Genomic DNA, 17,059 nt, shown 5'->3' with positions numbered 1-17,059 from the left:
CAGGATGGGGGCCATGAACGCATCGCCGGGGGCACTCACCCTGACCAAGAAGACCCACTCCTGCGTCCGGATCGAGAAGGAGGGGCGCGTCCTGGTCATCGACCCCGGAGGCTTCTCCGAGGACGACGCGGCGCTCGGCGCGGACGTCATGCTGGTGACGCACGAGCACCCGGACCACTTCAACGAGGCGCGGCTGCGCGCGGGCCTGGAGGCCAACCCGGCGGCCGAGATCTGGACGCTGCGCAGCGTCGCCGAGCAGCTCTCGGCCGCCTTCCCGGGCCGGGTGCACACCGTGGGCGACGGGGACGCGTTCTCCGCCGCCGGATTCGACGTCACCGTCCACGGCGAGCTGCACGCGGTGATCCACCCGGACATCCCGAGGATCACCAACGTCGGCTTCCTGGTGGACGGTTCGGTCTTCCACCCCGGCGACGCGCTCACCGTCCCCGAGCGCCCCGTGGACACGCTGCTGCTGCCGGTGATGGCCCCCTGGAGCAAGATCTCCGAGGTCATCGACTACGTACGCGAGGTGAAGCCGCGGCGCGCCATCGACGTCCACGACGCCCTGCTGACCGATCTGGCCCGCCCGATCTACGACAACCAGATCGGCGCCCTGGGCGGCGCGGACCACGGCCGGCTGGCCCCGGGCGGCACCACCGAGCTGTGAGCCCGGCGGCCGCTGTCAGTGGGAGCCGCTAGGTTGGCTGCCATGCGCATCGCCACCTATAACGTCAATTCGATCACCGCCCGGCTGCCGAGGCTCCTGGCCTGGCTGGAGAGCAGCGGCACCGATGTGCTGTGCGTCCAGGAGACCAAGTGCACGGCGGAGCAGTTCCCCGCCGAGGCCCTGCGCGAGGCGGGGTATGAATCCGCGGTCAACGCGACGGGCCGGTGGAACGGGGTCGCGCTGCTCTCCCGCGTCGGCCTCACCGACGTCGTCTCCGGGCTGCCCGGCGGCCCGGAGTACGACGGCGTGCAGGAGCCCCGCGCGATCTCGGCGACCTGCGGCCCGCTGCGCCTCTGGTCGGTGTACGTGCCCAACGGCCGCGAGGTCGAGCACGAGCACTACGCGTACAAGCTGCGCTGGCTGGAGGCGCTGCGGAAGGCCGTGGCGGCGGACGCGGCCGGAGCCCTGCCCTTCGCGGTCCTGGGCGACTTCAACGTGGCCCCGACCGACGAGGACGTCTGGGACCCGGCGCTGTTCGAGGGCGCCACGCATGTGACGCCCGCCGAGCGCGCCGCCCTCGCGGCCCTGGAGGCGGAGGGCCTGAGCGAGGTCCACCCCCGCCCCCTCAAGTACGACCGCGCCTACACCTTCTGGGACTACCGCGAGCTGCGGTTCCCGAAGAACAAGGGCATGCGGATCGACCTGACCTTCGGCAACGCCCCGTTCACCGCCGCCGTCAAGGACAGTTACGTCGACCGTGAGGAGCGCAAGGGGAAGGGCGCGTCCGACCACGCTCCCGTGGTGGTCGACCTCGACCTCTGAGCGGGCGGGCGAGAGACCGCGGGCATGCGACAACCCAAGGTTGACACTCCGGAGGTGTCAACCTACGGTTGTCACATGACGCAGCCTCTTCCCGTCACCCCTTCCGTACGCCTCGACGATCTGATCGAGGCCATCAAGAAGACCAACGACGACGCCCTGGAACAGCTCTCCGGCGCGGTCCTCGCCGCCGACCACCTCGGCGACGTGGCCGACCACCTCATCGGCCACTTCGTGGACCAGGCCCGCCGCTCCGGCGCCTCCTGGACCGACATCGGCCGGAGCATGGGGGTCACCCGCCAGGCCGCCCAGAAGCGCTTCGTGCCCAAGAAGGCCGAAGGCTCCTCGGACCTGGATCCCAACGAGGGCTTCAACCGCTTCACCCCGCGCGCCCGCAACGTGGTGGTCGCCTCGCACAACGAGGCCCAGGCCGCCCGGCACGCCGAGATCGTCCCCGCCCACCTGCTCCTCGGCCTGCTCGCCGAGCCCGAGGCCATCGCCGCCCGCGTCCTCGTCGGCCAGGGCGTGGAGCCGGAGGCGCTGCGGGCGGCGGCGACGGCGGCGCTGCCCGCCCCGGTCGACGAGGCGCCCGAGCTCATCCCGTACGACCCGGACTCCCGCAAGGTCCTGGAGCTGACCTTCCGCGAGGCCCTGCGGCTCGGCCACAACTACGTGGGCACCGAGCACATCCTGCTGGCCCTGCTGGAGTTCGAGGACGGCTCCGGCGTCCTGACCGGCCTCGGCCTGGACAAGGAAGCCGTGTCCGCCGCGGTGGAGCGTGCGGTGGGCGAGGCGGCCCAGGCCCTCCGGCAGCAGAAGCCCTGAGCCCCGGGGCAACCCCCGTGTGCGTGGACGGCGGCCTCAGTGCACCGAGAACCCACCGTCCACGAACACCGACTGCCCGGTGACGTACGCCGACGAGCGCCCTGCCAGGAACACCACGGCCCCGGCGAAGTCCTCCGCGAGGCCGTTCCGGCCGACCAGGGTCCGGGCGGCCAGCGACGCCACCTTCTCCGGGTCCTCCTGGAGGCGCGCGTTCAGCGGGGTCAGCACGAACCCGGGCACCAGGCTGTTCACGGTGACGCCGTGCGGCGACCACGCCTCGGCCTGTGAGCGGGTCAGCGACTCCAGGCCGCCCTTGGACACCCCGTAGGCGCCGCTGCTCACGAAGGCCCGGTGCGCCTGCTGCGACGTGATGTGGATGATCCGCCCGTACCCCCGCTCCGCCATGCCCGGCCCGAACCGCTGCCCCAGCAGGAACGGCGCCTTCAGGTTCACCGCCATCGTGGTGTCCCAGATGTCCTCGCCGAGCTCGGTCATCGGCGGGCGGAGATTGATCCCGGCGCAGTTCACCAGGATGTCCGGCTCGCCGAACGCCGCCGCGGCCTCCTCCGCTCCCGCGCGCACGCCCTCGGCGGTGCTCAGGTCCGCGCTCACCCAGGCCGCCCGGCAGCCCTCGGCGGTCAGCTCGTCCACGGTCGCCCGCAGCTCCGCCTCCCGGCGGGCCACCACGACGACGCTCGCGCCGGCCCGGGCCAGGGCGCCGGTGATCGCCCGGCCGATGCCGGAGCTGCCGCCGGTGACCACCGCCACCCGGCCTTCCAGCGAGAACAGTTCCGAGATGTAGGTCTGTGTACTCATGTACGCACCTTAGATATCCGCTCGCATCTCCGGCGGGGGCGGGGTGGGGGACCGGTGAACGCCGCGCGCCCTGTGGTGCGGAACCTGGCCGGGATGGGACCCTAGTGGTATGAACATCCCTTTCTTGGACAACTGGCGTAAGCGTCAGGGTGGTACGCAGTCCGGCGCACTCGCCGCCGCCGTCGAGACGGACCCCGACGGTGTGGCCGAGCTGCTCGCCGAATGCGAACTGCTGCGCGTCCGGGCGGGGCAGCAAGGACTCGAACTCGACGACACCCCCGCCTCGTTGGCCGCCCTCGACCAGCTGCCGCCCCGCTGGCGCGACGACGCCGAGGAACTGCCCTGGCTCGGCAACGACGCCGGTCTCTACCTCGGCACGGTGATCGTACGGACGGTGCCGGGCGCCGCGTGGGACATCTGGCCGAGCGGCCGGCCCGTGGTGCGGCTGGAGTCCGGGCGGGAGATCGATGTCGTCTCGGCCGGGCTCGACTGGGCGATGGCGGGCAGCCCGGAGCTTTCCCAGGTGTACGCGGAGTCCGCCGAGAACTGAGCGGAGGGCCGGCGGGCGGCCCGCTCGCCCCGGCTAATCCAGTTAAAAAGCCTTTTGCGCCATTTACGCGTGTCGGGTGCGAAGTCCCTTTTCGCGATGGATAGTTTGCGCTGACCTCGACACAGCGACAAGTGGGTAGGGCAGCGCATGGCCGTCGATCCTTTGATCGAACTGAGGGACGTCAACAAACACTTCGGGGAGTTGCACGTACTTCAGGACATCAACCTCACCGTCGGCCGCGGGGAGGTGGTGGTGGTCATCGGCCCCTCCGGCTCAGGGAAATCCACCCTGTGCCGGGCGATCAACCGGCTGGAGACGATCGAGTCCGGCAGCATCACGATCGACGGCAGACCTCTTCCCGCAGAGGGCAAGGGCCTGGCCCAGCTCCGCGCCGAAGTCGGCATGGTCTTCCAGTCGTTCAACCTCTTCGCCCACAAGACCGTGCTGGACAACGTCTCGCTGGCGCAGCTCAAGGTCCGCAAGCGCAAGAAGGACGAGGCCGACCGGCGCTCCCGGGAACTGCTGGAGCGGGTCGGGCTCGCCGCCCACGCCGACAAGTTCCCCGCCCAGCTCTCCGGCGGCCAGCAGCAGCGCGTGGCCATCGCCCGCGCCCTGGCCATGGACCCCAAGGCACTCCTGTTCGACGAGCCCACCTCGGCGCTCGACCCGGAGATGATCAACGAGGTCCTTGAAGTCATGCAGCAACTGGCCCGGGACGGCATGACGATGATCGTCGTCACCCACGAGATGGGCTTCGCCCGCTCCGCCGCCAACCGCGTCGTGTTCATGGCCGACGGCTGCGTCGTCGAGGACCGCGTCCCGGAGGACTTCTTCACGTCCCCGTCGAGCGACCGCGCCAAGGACTTCCTGTCCAAGATCCTCAAGCACTGAGGGGGGATTCCGTGTTGCGTACGAGGAACACGCGTACGGGCAGGGCCGCCGCCCTCGTGGCCGGCCTCCTGCTCGCCGCACTCGCCGCGGGCTGCGGCAAGGACGGCAGCCCGCCGGTCAAGGGTCCCAAGGCCGAGGCCCTGCCGGTGTACCAGGTCGACACCGGCTTCGAACTGCCCGACTCCCGCACCTGGTCCAAGGCGAAGCGGCGCGGCTATCTGATCGTCGGTGCCAAGGAGGACCAGCCCTACCTGGGGGAGAAGGACCCGGCGAGCGGGATCTACTCCGGGTTCGACATCGAGATCGCCCGCATGATGGCGGCCTCGCTCGGCTTCGAACCCAAGACGATCCGCTTCCGCACGATCGCCTCCGCCAACCGCGAGACGGCCCTTCAGAACGGCCAGATCGACTACTACGTCGGCACCTACACCATCAACGACATGCGCAAGAAGCTCGTCGGCTTCGCCGGCCCCTACTACATGGCCGGCCAGGGGCTGCTGGTGCGTACCGACGAGGACGACATCAAAGGCCCCCAGGACCTGGCGGGCAAGACCGTCTGCTCGGCGGCCGGCTCCACGCCCTACCAGCGGATCGCCGCCGACTACCCCAAGGCGACGCTCGTCGCGTACGACACGTACTCGATCTGCGTCGACAACCTCCTCACCTACCAGGTCGACGCCGTCACCACCGACGACGCGATCCTGCTCGGCTTCGCGGCCAAGGCGCCCGACGAGATGAAGGTCGTCGGCAAACCCTTCTCCGAGGAGCCGTACGGCATCGGCGTACCGCGCGGCGACAACGCCCTGCGCAACGCGCTCAACGACGCGCTGGAGGCCAACGAGAAGAACGGCAACTGGAAGAAGGCGTACGAAGCGACGCTGGGGCTCTCCGGAGCGCCCGCGCCGACCCCGCCGCCCATCGACCGCTACCCGGCGACGTGAGGGGACGGCCCCACCCATGGATGTACTGACAGAGAACTTCTCCCTCTACGGCAAGGGCTTCCTCGGCACCGTCGAACTGACCGTCTACGCCTCGGCACTGGCGCTCGTCCTCGGCTTCCTGATGGCGTCCTTCCGGGTCGCGCCCGTCGGCTCCTTCCGGGTGCTCGGCACGGTCTGGGTCACCGTGCTCCGCAACACCCCGCTGACGCTGCTGTTCTTCGCGGTCCTGCTCGGCCTGCCCCGCTTCGGGCTCGTCCTGCCGTTCCAGGTCTTCGCCGTCATCGCGCTCGGCTGCTACACCTCGGCGTTCATCTGCGAGGTGCTGCGCTCCGGCATCAACACCGTGCCCAAGGGCCAGGGCGAGGCCGCCCGCAGCCTCGGCATGACCTTCGGCCAGACCCTGAGCACCGTCGCCCTGCCACAGGCGTTCCGGTCGGTGATCCCGCCGGTCGGCTCGACCCTGATCGCGCTGGCGAAGAACTCCGCGATCGCCGGGGCGTTCAGCGTCACCGAACTCCTCGGCACCTACAAGACGCTCAACGAACTGGGCTACAGCATCATCTGGTCCTTCATCTGGATCGCCGTCGGCTATCTGATCATCACCCTGACCATCAGCGCGGTGTTCAACGTGATGGAGAAGCGCTGGGGAGTCGCACGATGACCAAGACCCTCACCCGCAAGCCGTCCAGGGCTTCGGCGCCCGAGGCCACCGCCCTCTACGACATCCCGGGCCCGGTGACCCGCAAGCGGCACCTGATGTACGGGATCGCCTCGACGGTCCTGATCGTCGCCCTGTTCGGCTGGATCGTCTATCTGCTCTTCGACACCGACCAGTTCACCGCGCAGAAGTGGACACCCTTCGAGTACAAGGGCATTCAGGAACTGCTGCTGCGCGGCCTCGGCAACACCCTCAAGGCGTTCGCGTACGCGGCGGTCCTCTCGCTCGCGCTCGGCGCGGTCCTCGCCGTCGGCAGGCTCTCCGAACACCGGGTGCTGCGCTGGATCTCCACCCTGCTCGTCGAGTTCTTCCGGGCCATGCCCGTGCTCGTGATGATCTTCTTCATCTTCGTGGCGCTGAAGGTCCAGCCGCTGCCCGCCCTCGTCGCCGGGCTGACCCTCTACAACGGCTCCGTCCTCGCGGAGGTGTTCCGCACCGGGATCAACGCCGTGGACCGGGGCCAGCGCGAGGCGGCGTACGCGCTCGGGATGCGCAAGACCCAGGTCACCACGTACGTCCTGGCCCCCCAGGCCGTACGCGCGATGCTGCCGACCATCATCAGCCAGCTGGTGGTCGCGCTGAAGGACACCTCACTGGGCTATCTGATCACCTACGAGGAATTCCTCCACGCCGGAAAGCTGATCGCGTCGAATCTCGACTACGATCTTCCCTTCATCCCCGTCGTGATGGTGATCTCACCGATCTACATCGGGATGTGCATGCTGCTCTCGTGGTTCGCCACCTGGGTGGCCAAGCGGCAGCGGCGCAACCTGAAGACCAGAGCGGTCGGGGTCGCCCCGGCCGAACCGGGGACGCTGCTGCCAGGAGGGCAGTAGCCGGGCAGTGCCCGCCCGGCAGCAGCCGGTGATCACTTCTCGCGCAGCGGGACCGGGAGTTGACTCGGGTCCGTGCCGGGCGAGGAGAAGGTCAGCTGCGCGCCGGTCGGGTCGTGCCCGATGTACAGCGGATCGACAGTGTCGATCACCAGGGCGAGCCGGTGACCGGCCGGGACGTCGTAGGCCGTGGAGCCCAGCTCCAGGCCCACGGGGAACGGCCGGCCCGGCGTCGTGCCGGTGACCGTGGTGCACAGCTCGTCCGAGGTTTCGAACGGGCACTACCGGGTCACTTCAGGGCGCTCTTGGCCTGCCAGTCCGCCCACGAGAGGTTCCACGCGCCGTAGCCGTTGCCCTCGGCGACCGTGCCCTTGGCCTCCGCGCCGGTCATCTCGAACGGGTCGCCCACCCGCACCTGCCCGTACAGCGCCGCGGCGTTGGCGTCGCTCATCCCGAGGCAGCCGGAGCTCCGGTTGGCCTGGCCGAAATACGGCGCGTTCCACGGGGCGGCGTGGGCGTACATCCCCGACCAGGTCAGCCGCATCGAGTAGTCGACCATCTTGTCGTAGGCGTCGCCGAGGCCCACCGTCTCGGAGCGCATGTTGATCGTGCCCTCCTTCGACATCAGGACCGCCGTGCCCCGCCAGGAAGCCTTCTCGCCACCCGGGGTGCCCGCCGACATCGGCAGGTCCAGCACCTGCTTGCCGTCCCGGTGCAGGGCGAGGCGGTGCCCGTCGAGGTCGACCTTGACCACCTGGGCCGCGCCGACGGTGAACGTCGTCGCGTAGTCGCGGACGAACCAGCCGCCGTCCGCCCCCGTGTCGACGCCGTTCAGCCGCGCGTCCAGGGTGACCTTCGTGCCGGGCTTCCAGTACTCCTTGGGCCGCCAGTCGACGCGGTCCTTGCCCGAGTAGTCCTGGAGCCAGCCCCAGGAACCCTCGGTGCCGTTGGAGGTGGACACCTTCAGGGCCTTCTCCACGGCCGCCTTGTTCTTCACCGGGTGGTCGAAGACGACGGACAGCGGCTGCGCGATGCCCACGGTCGTGTTCTTGCCCGGCGCGAGCGACAGCTTGTTGACCTTCTCGGCCTCGGCGGTGGCGAACGTCGCCCGGTCGCTGCCGCCGTCCGCGTCCGTCGCCTCGACGGTGTACGCGGTGCCCGGCGCGGCGACCCGGTCGGACGTCCAGGTCCGGCCGTCGGCGGCTATCTTCCCGGCCAGCGGGCCGCCCTCGCCCGCCTTCACCGACACGGCCTTCAGCTTCCCGTGCGCCAGCGTCACCTTCACCGGCCCACCCGGCGCCGCCGCCTTGCCCCGGAGGTTCACCGTGATGCTGGTGCCGGGCGCCTTGGCGTCCCCGCCCGCCTCGGCGGAGCCCGAACCGCCGCCCGAGCACGCGGTCAGCGCGGCGGCGAGCAGCGCCGCGGGCCCGGCCAGGGCGAGCCGGGCCCTCCGGCCGGACGGGGCGGAACGACGGATGCGCGGGCGTGCGGAACTCACGGAAAGACCTCCAGGGCTGGGTGCTCAGCAGGGGAGAGGTATTTCCCCCAGGCCGGGTTCCTTCCGCGCACCGGAAAATCCGGCCGCTTTCCCCGCGTTACGATCGCCCGTCGGCCGATCCGAGGAACGCGGGGGACCACCAGTGAGCGCGACCGCCACCAGCACCACCGGCCCACCGGCCCGGCCCGCATCCGTGCTGCGCAGCGGGGCCGTGATGGCGGCCGGATCCGTCGTCTCGCGCGCCACCGGCTTCGTCCGCTCGGCGGTCGTCGTCGCCGCGCTCGGCACCGGCCTGACCGCCGACGGCTACACGGTCGCCAACACCGTCCCCAACATCCTCTACATCCTCCTCATCGGCGGCGCGCTCAACGCCGTCTTCGTCCCCGAACTGGTCCGCGCCGCCAAGGAGCATGCCGACGGCGGAGCCGCGTACACCGACCGGCTGCTCACCCTGTGCACCGTCGGCCTCCTCGCCCTCACCGCGCTCGCCGTGGCGGCGGCGCCTCTCGTCGTCGGCCTCTACACCGACTACGAGGGCCGCCAGGCGGAGTTGACGATCGCGCTGGCCCGCTACTGTCTGCCGCAGATCCTCTTCTACGGGCTCTTCACGCTGCTCGGCCAAGTCCTCAACGCACGCGGCAGGTTCGGCGCGATGATGTGGACCCCGGTCCTCAACAACATCGTGATCATCGGGGTGTTCGGCCTCTACATCGGCGTCGCCGCGAACGCCGACGGCACCCTCACCGACACGCACGCCCACCTCCTCGGCTGGGGCACCACCGCGGGGATAGCCGTGCAGACGCTCGCCCTGATACCCGCGCTGCGCGCCGCGAAGTTCCGCTGGCGGCCCCGGTTCGACTGGCGCGGCAGCGGACTGACCCGGCCGATACGCGCCGCCGGCTGGCTGGTGCTGCTCGTGCTCACCAATCAGCTCGCGTACTGGGTCGTCACCCGGCTCTCCACCGCCAGCGGACTCCACGCCACCGAGCAGCACGTCGCGGGCGGCGCGGGCTACACCGCGTACAGCTACGCCTACCAGCTCTGGGTCGTCCCGCAGGGCATCGTCACGGTCTCGCTGGTCACCGCACTGATGCCCCGGATGAGCCGGGCCGCGGCCGACGGCGACCTCGCCGGGGTGCGGCGCGACGTCGCGTACGCCCTGCGTACCAGCGCCGCCGTCGTGGTGCCCGCCGCCACGGTCCTGCTGGTGCTCGCGCCGTGGGTGATCGGCTCGGTCCTCGGATACGGACGCACCACCGCCGCCGACGTCACGGTGATGGCCGGAATCATGATGGCCTTCGCCCCCGGACTGATCGCCTTCTCCGGGCAGTACGTCCTCTCGCGCGGCTTCTACGCGATGAGCGACACCCGCACCCCGTTTCTTCTCAACCTGGTGATCGCCGCCGTCCAGGCGGGCCTGACGGCCGTCGCCTATCTGCTGCTCCCGGCGCGCTGGGCGGTGACCGGGATGGCCGGGGCGAGCACGGTGGCCTTCTGCGCCGGGTTCGCCGTCACCGCGTACGTCCTGACCCGCCGGCTCTCGGGGCCCGGCGCCGGCTCCCTGCTGCGCTCACCGACCCTCGGCGCGCACGCCCGCCTCATCGCCGCCTGCCTGCCCGCCGGGGCCCTGGCGTACGGGGCTGCGCGCGCCGCGGAAGGGGTGGGCGACGTGGCGGCAGCCGGGGCCGGGACACTCACGCTTCTCCTCGGCGTGGTGCTGCTGGCCCGGCCGCTCGGGATAACGGAGATCACCGCGATGCTGACGGCCGGCCGGGCACGGCTGCGCCGCTGAGGCGGCTCCGGTCAGCTGCCCGCCCGGTGCGAGGCGGGCGTGCTCGGGGTGGGGGACTGGGCCTCGCGGGTCACATCGCCGACCAGCTCGACCACATCGGGGCCGTACGCCTGGGAGTTGACGACCTTCAGCAGCAGGCAGAACGACTTGTTCCCGTGCTTGCGGCGCAGCTTGTCGTAGTTGCGGGTGACGTAACGGGTGGCCGCCTGGTTGGTGATGGCCCGCTGACCGCAGAACAGGAAGACCGGGCGCGACTCCTGACCGCCCGTCAGCCGGGCGAGCAGGACGTACTCCGCGGTGCCCGGCTCCATCCGGTAGCGCTCCGAGCCGACCTGGAACGCCACCCGGTCCGGCCCCGGATCCTGCTCGACGTTGATCCGCACCCCGGGCAGCAGGGTCCGCAGATGCGCCGCCATCCGCTGGTTGGACGTCGGGCCGCCGACGCAGTACTCCGTACGCTCCCCGAACCCCTGCTGGGCCGTGTCATGGGTGACGATCTGCGCATGGGCACCGCAGTCCTTGATGAGCGCGGAGAGTTCCAGCAGGGCGAAGGCGTCGTGGCGGTGCACCGACCCCTCGGCGCCCGCGTAGCGGTTGACCACCAGCAGGCATTCGGAGTTCGTCGGCAGCCCGAAGAAGGCCTGTTTGCGGCGGAGTCCCCGCCGCCAGAGATAGGTTCGGGCCAGCCAGCCCAGCGAGGCACTGACCCCGGCGGCTATCACGCCCAGCACGATGTTGCGCACGTCGTCCGTCATGGGCGCGCATGGTATCGGTCATTCGGGTATCCGTTCGAGGCGGTCCTGACGATCCGGGTTTCCCGGGGCTACCCTGCGGCGGAGATCCGTTGACTGGAGGTACGTATGCGCCGTTCCGTCGGTCGGAACACGTCCCTGCTGGCCGTACTCGCCGTGGTCGCCTCGCTCGGAGCCGCCGCCCCGGCGACCTCGGCGGCGACCACCACTCCGCGCCCCGCGTCGCCCAAGTCCCCGGTGGCGGTGGGCCACGGGGGAGCGGTCTCCAGCGTCGACCCGGACGCGTCGGCCGTCGGGATCGAGGTGTTACGCCAGGGAGGCAACGCGGTGGACGCGGCCGTGGCCACCGCGGCCGCGCTCGGCGTGACGGAGCCCTATTCGGCGGGCATCGGCGGCGGTGGCTACTTCGTCCACTACGACGCGAAGACGCGCCGGGTGCAGACGATCGACGGCCGCGAGACCGCCCCGCGCAGCGCGGACGCCTCCCTGTTCCTGGAGAACGGCAAGCCGATCCCGTTCGAGGAGGGGGTGACCAGCGGGCTCGGCGTCGGTACGCCCGGCACCCCGGCCACCTGGGACCGGGCGCTGGACGCGTGGGGCAGCAAGTCCCTGCGTACGCTGCTGAAACCGGCCGAACGCCTGGCCCGGGACGGCTTCGTCGTCGACGACACGTTCCGCTCGCAGACGGCCGCCAACCAGGCCCGGTTCGCCGACTTCCCGGCCTCCGCGAAGCTCTTCCTGCCGGGCGGCGAACTCCCCGTCGTCGGCTCGGTGTTCAAGAACCCCGACCTGGCGCGTACGTACGAGAAGCTCGGCCGCGAAGGCGTCGACGAGCTGTACGGGGGCGCGTTGGCCGACGACATCGTCCGTACGGTCCGCAAGCCGCCCGTCGACCCGGACGCCACCCGGGTCGTCCGTCCCGGCGACCTCACCCGCAAGGACCTGGCCTCCTACCGCACCCTGCGCCAGGACCCGACCAGGGTGAACTACCGGGGCCTGGAGGTCTACGGCATGGCCCCCTCCTCGTCCGGCGGCACCAGCGTCGGTGAGGCCCTCAACATCCTGGAGTCCACCGACCTCTCCCGGGTCGACCGGACCCAGTACCTCCACCGGCTCATCGAGGCGAGCCGGATCGCGTTCGCCGACCGGGGCCGCTGGGTCGGCGACCCCGCCTTCGAGGACGTACCGACGAAGGAACTGCTGAGTCAGCGGTTCGCGGACACGCGGGAGTGCCTGATCCGGGACGACAGAGCGCTGACCAGCCCGCTGGCGCCGGGCGACCCACGAAACCCGGAGCGGTGCGGCAGTGGCGGCAGGGCCGCGCCGACGACGTACGAGGGCGAGAGCACCACCCATCTGACAACGGCCGACAAGTGGGGCAACGTCGTCGCCTACACCCTGACGATCGAGTCCACCGGCGGCAGCGCCATCACCGTGCCCGGGCGCGGCTTCCTGCTCAACAACGAGCTGACCGACTTCTCCTTCGCCCCCGCCGACCCGGCGGTGCACGACCCGAACCTGCCGGCACCGGGCAAGCGGCCGCGCTCGTCGATGGCGCCGACCATCGTGCTGAAGCACGGCAAGCCGGTGCTGGCCCTCGGCTCGCCGGGCGGGGCCACGATCATCACGACCGTGCTCCAGTCGCTCACCGGACACCTGGACCGGGGGCTTCCGCTGGTCGACGCGATCGCCGCGCCGCGCGCCAGCCAGCGCAACGCGCCGACGACCGAGATCGAGCCGGACCTGTGGAACAGCCCGGTCCGCGCGGAGCTGGAGAAGCGCGGTCACGCGTTCAAGCAGAACCCGGAGATCGGCGCCGCCACCGGGGTGCAGCGGCTGCCCGACGGCCGTTGGCTGGCGGCGGCGGAAAAGGTGCGCCGGGGCGGTGGCTCGGCCATGGTGGTGCATCCGGGTCCGGGCCGCGGGCACTGAGGCGGGGAGGGGCGGCGCCGGACGCCGCCGCCACGGGCCCGCAGGGGCCCTCGCCTACGGGAAGGGTCCTTCCGCACCATGCGCACCCGCATGCTCACCCTGACATCCGCCGCCTGCGGCGCCGCCCTCCTCGGAGCGACGGCGCTGCCCGCGTCAGCCTCCGCTTCCGCCTCCGGCCAGGAGACGGAAGCGGAGGCTGACGAGGTGACGGACGCGGTGACCGCCGCCGAACTGCTCGCCGAGGTCCGCGCCTGTTCCCGGATCTCGAAGGGCAAGTACCGCACGGACAGCGGTAGTGCGAAGGCCACGGTTCCGGTCTGCGGCACAGGGGACGCCGTGTTCTGGAAGGCGGACATGGACATCGACTGCGACGGCCGGAAGACGAAGGCCTGCAACCGGAAGACCGACCCGTACTTCCTGCCGGAGACCGCGTTCCAGAGTTCCCGAGGCGAACCCCTCGACTCGGCCGCACTGCCCCATGTGGTCGTACCGGGCCCGAGCAAGGTGTGGGACTACCGGAAGTCCGGGCTCACCGGGGGCAGCGTGGTGGCGGTCGTGTACCGGGACCGGGTGCGGTACGGAGTGATCGGCGACACCGGCCCCACGGGCATCATCGGGGAGGCGTCGTACGCCATGGCGAAGGCGCTGGGCATCGACCCCGACTCGTCGACCGGGGGCGCCGCGTCCGGCGTCACGTACATCGCGTTCAAGGACTCCCGCATCTCCCCGATCGAGAGCCGCGCGCGGGCGCAGAGCCGGGGAGCGGCCCTGGCGAGGGAGTTCGTCGGGCGCTCGTAGCCGGGGGTCCGGGGTTGCCTGGAGGGGCGCTCAGAGCGCGGTCAGGACGCGCGGGCCGTCGTTCGTGATCGCCACCGTGTGCTCGGCGTGCGAGGCCCGGCTGCCGTCCGTCGTCCGCAGCGTCCAGCCGTCGGGGTCGTGGCGGAACTCGTCGAGGCCCCCGGCGAGCAGCATCGGCTCGATCGCCAGGACCATTCCGTGCCGCAGCGTCATGCCGCGCCCCGGCCGTCCCTCGTTCGGCACGGAGGGGTCCTCGTGCATGGACCGGCCGATGCCGTGGCCGCCGTAGCCCTCCAGGATGCCGTAGCCCGCGTCGCGGCAGACCGTGCCGATCGCGTGGGCGATGTCGCCGATCCGGTTGCCGACCACGGCCGCGTCGATCCCCGCCGCCAGGGCCTCGTTCGCGGTGGCGATGAGCCGGGTGTCCTCCGGGCGGGCCTCGCCCACGGTGAAACTGATCGCCGAGTCGCCGGCCCAGCCGTCGAGGAGGGCGCCCGCGTCCACGCTGACCAGGTCCCCGTCCCGCAGCGGCTCGGCGGACGGGATGCCGTGGACGACCGCGTCGTTGACCGAGACGCAGATGACGGCGGGGAACGGGGTGGGCGCGAAGTGCGGCTTGTAGTTCAGGAAGGGGGAGGCGGCTTTGGCCTTGCTCAGCACCTCGCGGGCCGCCTCGTCCAGCTGTCGGGGCGTCACGCCGACCGCCGCGATCTCCCGCGCCCGGGTCAGGATCTGCGCGACGACCCGGCCGGCCTCGCGCATCGCGTTCATCTGTGTGTCCGTCTTGATGTGCACCATGCCCATTACTATACCGGTCGAATCGGTATAGTAATAACGGTATAGAAATCGCATCCCGTAGTAGGATGGGCCCATGGTCCGCACCCCACTCACCCCCGAAGAGCGCCTGCGCGGCGAACGGCTCGGCGCGCTACTCCGTGCGGCGCGCGGGGAGCGCAGCATGGCCGCCGTCGCCGCGAGCGCCGGAATCTCCGCGGAGACCCTCCGGAAGATCGAGACCGGCCGCGCCCCGACGCCCGCCTTCTTCACCGTGGCGGCCCTCGCCGGTGCGCTGGGCCTCTCGCTCGACGAGATCCTCGGCAGCTGCGCGGCGGAGCCGGCCGAGGTGCGGGCCGCGGTGCCGACTCCGGTGCCGGGCGCGGCGCCGCTGATCGCGTAGCGGCGCGGCGGGTGTAACGGGCAGGGCGTAGGGTCACGCCCGTGACTCTCCAGGACTTCGCGCGCAGCGAGTACGTCAGCCTGACCACGTACCGGAAGAACGGCACGCCCGTCGCGACGCCCGTCTGGGCCGCCGCCGAGGGGGATGTGCTGTACGTCTGGACCCGCTCCGACTCGTGGAAGGTGAAGCGGCTGCGCAACAACGGCAAGGTCGTGGTCACCGTCTGCGACGTACGCGGCAGGATCGCCGACGGCGCCCCCAGCGCCGAGGGCGAGGCCAGGCTCCTCGACGAGGACGGCACTCGCGCGGCGCGCAAACTGCTGGCCCGCAAGTACACGTGGAAGTTCTGGCTCGTCGACTGGCCCGCCACGATCGCCCGGCTCGGCAAGCGGCCGCACACCGGGATCGCCATCACTTTCTGAGCGTTCCGAGCCTTCCGGGCCTCCTCGTTCCGGGGGGGCGCGCGGCCCGGCGGCCGTGCTCCCGCCGCAGCGCGCCCGAAAGCTGCGCGTAGCCGCGCTGTAACACGGCTGCGGTCGAATGCCTCCGGACTGGAAGGCTCCAGTCGACGGTCGGCGGTCGGCGAGGGCGACGATGACGGTGCATCAGCAGGCGTACGAAGTAGGGGCGTTCGCGCAGTACCTGCGGGATCTGGTGGCGCGCCTCGACCCCGGGCGGGGCTGGTACGGGGTCTTCGCCCGGCGCGACCCGGCGGGCATGCGGTCCTGCCTCGACGGGGTGGAGATCCCGCCCTGGGACGTGGTGGAGTCGCTGCTCGCGGATCTCGCGGCCCTGCACGGCACGCGGTTCGCCGAGCAGGTCTCGGTCCGCGCCGCCGCGCTCTACTCCGCGTCCGCCGCCGCCCACGACCGGCGACCCGGCGGCCGCCAGGAGCTCGTCCACCGCCTGGAGTTGATGGTCCGCGAACAGCACCGGGCGGCGGAGCGCCTGCGCGCCCCGGCCCCGTCCGACCCGGACGCGCTGGCCTGGGCCCGCGACGACCACGAACGGGCCACCGCCCGCTGCACGGAGCTCCGCAAGCGGCTGGCGGCGGTGGCGGCCCCCGAGGGCTGGCTGCGCTCGGAGGACGGGGAGGGGCGGCGCGCGGGGGCGGGCGGGGCGGGGGCCTCTGGGCCCGCGGGGGCCACGGCCTCCGGGCCCGCCGGGTTCACGGAGGCTGCCGGGGGAGCTGGTTCCGCCGGAGCGGCCGGGTCCGCCGGGGCCGCGACCTCCGCCGCCAGGTCCGCCGGGGCGGGCAGAGTCCCGCAGCCGCGCGCGGAGGCCGAGGCCGGGGAGGCGGTGGCCGGGCACCCGTACGGCCGGGGTCCGGGGACGGAGGGCGAACCGGTGTGGACCGATGACACCGCTCGGGGCGGCCCCGCCGGGGCTTTCGCCCCGGAGGCCCCCGAGACCTGGGACCCCGAGGCTTCCGAGCCTCCGGCCGGCCTTGCCGCCGGGCCCTACGCGGACACTGCCCCCTCCGGGCCCGCCGAGCCTTCATGGGCCGCCGAGCCCCATGGGCCCGCCCAGCCCTACGGAGCCTTCGGGCCCACCGGGGCCGCCGCGTCCTATGGGTCCACCGGGCCTCTCGGGGCTGTCGGGGACCCCGAGGACTCCAGGCCCACCGAGCCCCACGGACCCACCGCCCCCTCCGGGCCCGCCGAGCCTCGCAGGGCCGTTGAGACCTCCAGCCCCACCGAGCCCCACCGAACGCCCCAGCCCTCCAGCGGCCCGCCCGCCCCCGCCCCCACCCCCCGGCGCAAGAAGCCCCGTGGCGCACGGTTCGCCGGGCTGGATGTCGATGATGAAGAGGCCGCCGCATACGCCCCCTCGCCCCTCCCCGGGCCGCCCGAACCCGAACGTTCCCGCGTGCCCGCCCCGCGCGGCGCCCGCTTCGGCGGTGCGGCGGCCGAGGGGGACCCAGGCCCGGCAAGCCGCGAAGGCCACGGCGGACGGGGCCGGGGGCGCTCCGGGCGGGACCGGGGTGCGGACGGGGTCGCGGAGCCGGTCGACCCGGATCCGGGCGCCGGGCAGGCCGTCGCCGGGGCCG

The 17,059-nt window shown here is 71.9% G+C and carries 18 protein-coding genes and 1 pseudogene; 14 read left to right on the top strand and 5 right to left on the bottom strand.

Features of this window, described 5'->3' with window-relative positions:
- Positions 1-13 precede the first annotated feature (13 nt).
- The 3 genes from A3Q37_RS03585 (at position 14) to A3Q37_RS03575 (ending at position 2,311) form a co-directional block, all read left to right on the top strand.
- The gene (locus tag A3Q37_RS03585; RefSeq protein ID WP_065477393.1) at positions 14-667 is read left to right on the top strand and encodes an MBL fold metallo-hydrolase; all 654 of its coding nucleotides are present in this window, start codon (positions 14-16) and stop codon (positions 665-667) included.
- Positions 668-709: 42 nt separating this feature from the next.
- Positions 710-1,489: an exodeoxyribonuclease III gene (locus tag A3Q37_RS03580; protein WP_065477391.1), complete on the top strand. Its 780-nt coding sequence runs from the start codon at positions 710-712 to the stop codon at positions 1,487-1,489.
- 75 nt (positions 1,490-1,564) lie between these two features.
- A complete protein-coding gene (locus A3Q37_RS03575) occupies positions 1,565-2,311 on the top strand; it encodes a Clp protease N-terminal domain-containing protein (protein WP_065477389.1) in 747 nt (248 codons plus the stop codon).
- A 36-nt stretch (positions 2,312-2,347) separates the two neighbouring features.
- Here the strand turns inward: A3Q37_RS03575 and A3Q37_RS03570 are convergent, their stop codons facing one another.
- Positions 2,348-3,127 carry an SDR family NAD(P)-dependent oxidoreductase gene (locus A3Q37_RS03570; RefSeq protein ID WP_065477387.1) on the bottom strand — a complete coding sequence of 260 codons (780 nt, stop codon included), beginning with the start codon at positions 3,125-3,127 and terminating at the stop codon, positions 2,348-2,350.
- 109 nt (positions 3,128-3,236) lie between these two features.
- Here A3Q37_RS03570 and A3Q37_RS03565 point away from each other — a divergent pair, with 109 nt between their 5' ends.
- The 5 genes from A3Q37_RS03565 to A3Q37_RS03545 all read left to right on the top strand — a co-directional run bounded on the left by A3Q37_RS03565 (position 3,237) and on the right by A3Q37_RS03545 (position 7,063).
- Positions 3,237-3,677, top strand: coding sequence for a DUF6278 family protein (locus A3Q37_RS03565; protein WP_065477385.1), 441 nt, complete (start codon positions 3,237-3,239; stop codon positions 3,675-3,677).
- A 147-nt stretch (positions 3,678-3,824) separates the two neighbouring features.
- A complete protein-coding gene (locus A3Q37_RS03560; protein WP_065477383.1) occupies positions 3,825-4,568 on the top strand; it encodes an amino acid ABC transporter ATP-binding protein in 744 nt (247 codons plus the stop codon).
- Between the two features lie 11 nt (positions 4,569-4,579).
- Entirely contained in the window at positions 4,580-5,509 is a 930-nt protein-coding gene (locus tag A3Q37_RS03555; protein ID WP_065477381.1) for a glutamate ABC transporter substrate-binding protein, read from the top strand.
- Positions 5,510-5,525: 16 nt separating this feature from the next.
- Positions 5,526-6,170 (top strand): amino acid ABC transporter permease, encoded by a 645-nt coding sequence (locus A3Q37_RS03550; RefSeq protein ID WP_065477378.1) that lies wholly within the window; start codon positions 5,526-5,528, stop codon positions 6,168-6,170.
- Positions 6,167-7,063, top strand: coding sequence for an amino acid ABC transporter permease (locus tag A3Q37_RS03545; protein ID WP_065477373.1), 897 nt, complete (start codon positions 6,167-6,169; stop codon positions 7,061-7,063). Before A3Q37_RS03550 ends, A3Q37_RS03545 begins: the two co-directional genes overlap by 4 nt.
- A gap of 32 nt (positions 7,064-7,095) precedes the next feature.
- Here A3Q37_RS03545 and A3Q37_RS35335 read toward each other — a convergent pair.
- Positions 7,096-7,293: pseudogene (locus A3Q37_RS35335) on the bottom strand (CocE/NonD family hydrolase C-terminal non-catalytic domain-containing protein); the annotation flags it as partial.
- A gap of 56 nt (positions 7,294-7,349) precedes the next feature.
- On the bottom strand, positions 7,350-8,558 hold the full coding sequence (locus A3Q37_RS03540; RefSeq protein WP_065477372.1) for an Ig-like domain-containing protein: 1,209 nt from the start codon (positions 8,556-8,558) through the stop codon (positions 7,350-7,352).
- Between the two features lie 142 nt (positions 8,559-8,700).
- On the opposite strand from A3Q37_RS03540, the gene murJ reads away from it, so the two are divergent.
- Complete coding sequence (gene murJ, locus A3Q37_RS03535) at positions 8,701-10,350, top strand: murein biosynthesis integral membrane protein MurJ (RefSeq protein ID WP_065477370.1); 1,650 nt, start codon at positions 8,701-8,703, stop codon at positions 10,348-10,350.
- Positions 10,351-10,361: 11 nt separating this feature from the next.
- Here the strand turns inward: murJ and A3Q37_RS03530 are convergent, their stop codons facing one another.
- A complete protein-coding gene (locus A3Q37_RS03530) occupies positions 10,362-11,105 on the bottom strand; it encodes a hypothetical protein (RefSeq protein WP_065477368.1) in 744 nt (247 codons plus the stop codon).
- A gap of 105 nt (positions 11,106-11,210) precedes the next feature.
- Here A3Q37_RS03530 and ggt point away from each other — a divergent pair, with 105 nt between their 5' ends.
- Positions 11,211-13,034, top strand: coding sequence for a gamma-glutamyltransferase (gene ggt, locus A3Q37_RS03525; RefSeq protein WP_065477366.1), 1,824 nt, complete (start codon positions 11,211-11,213; stop codon positions 13,032-13,034).
- A gap of 78 nt (positions 13,035-13,112) precedes the next feature.
- Positions 13,113-13,832, top strand: a complete 720-nt coding sequence (locus A3Q37_RS03520) for a glycoside hydrolase family 75 protein (protein ID WP_065477364.1) — start codon at positions 13,113-13,115, stop codon at positions 13,830-13,832.
- Positions 13,833-13,862: 30 nt separating this feature from the next.
- On the opposite strand, the gene map is transcribed toward A3Q37_RS03520, so the two are convergent.
- A complete protein-coding gene (gene map, locus A3Q37_RS03515) occupies positions 13,863-14,630 on the bottom strand; it encodes a type I methionyl aminopeptidase (protein ID WP_065477948.1) in 768 nt (255 codons plus the stop codon).
- Between the two features lie 73 nt (positions 14,631-14,703).
- Here map and A3Q37_RS03510 point away from each other — a divergent pair, with 73 nt between their 5' ends.
- The 3 genes from A3Q37_RS03510 to A3Q37_RS37605 all read left to right on the top strand — a co-directional run.
- Positions 14,704-15,009, top strand: a complete 306-nt coding sequence (locus tag A3Q37_RS03510) for a helix-turn-helix domain-containing protein (protein ID WP_065477362.1) — start codon at positions 14,704-14,706, stop codon at positions 15,007-15,009.
- 41 nt (positions 15,010-15,050) lie between these two features.
- Entirely contained in the window at positions 15,051-15,431 is a 381-nt protein-coding gene (locus tag A3Q37_RS03505; protein ID WP_065477360.1) for a PPOX class F420-dependent oxidoreductase, read from the top strand.
- Between the two features lie 172 nt (positions 15,432-15,603).
- Positions 15,604-17,059: hypothetical protein (locus tag A3Q37_RS37605; protein WP_065477358.1), on the top strand; the 1,456-nt coding region annotated here is incomplete at its 3' end.

The organism is Streptomyces sp. PTY087I2 (assembly GCF_001687325.1).
In the GTDB taxonomy this organism is placed as follows: domain Bacteria; phylum Actinomycetota; class Actinomycetes; order Streptomycetales; family Streptomycetaceae; genus Streptomyces.
The sequence above is the reverse complement of the archived record's forward strand: the minus strand, read 5'-3'. Positions and strand labels throughout refer to the sequence as shown.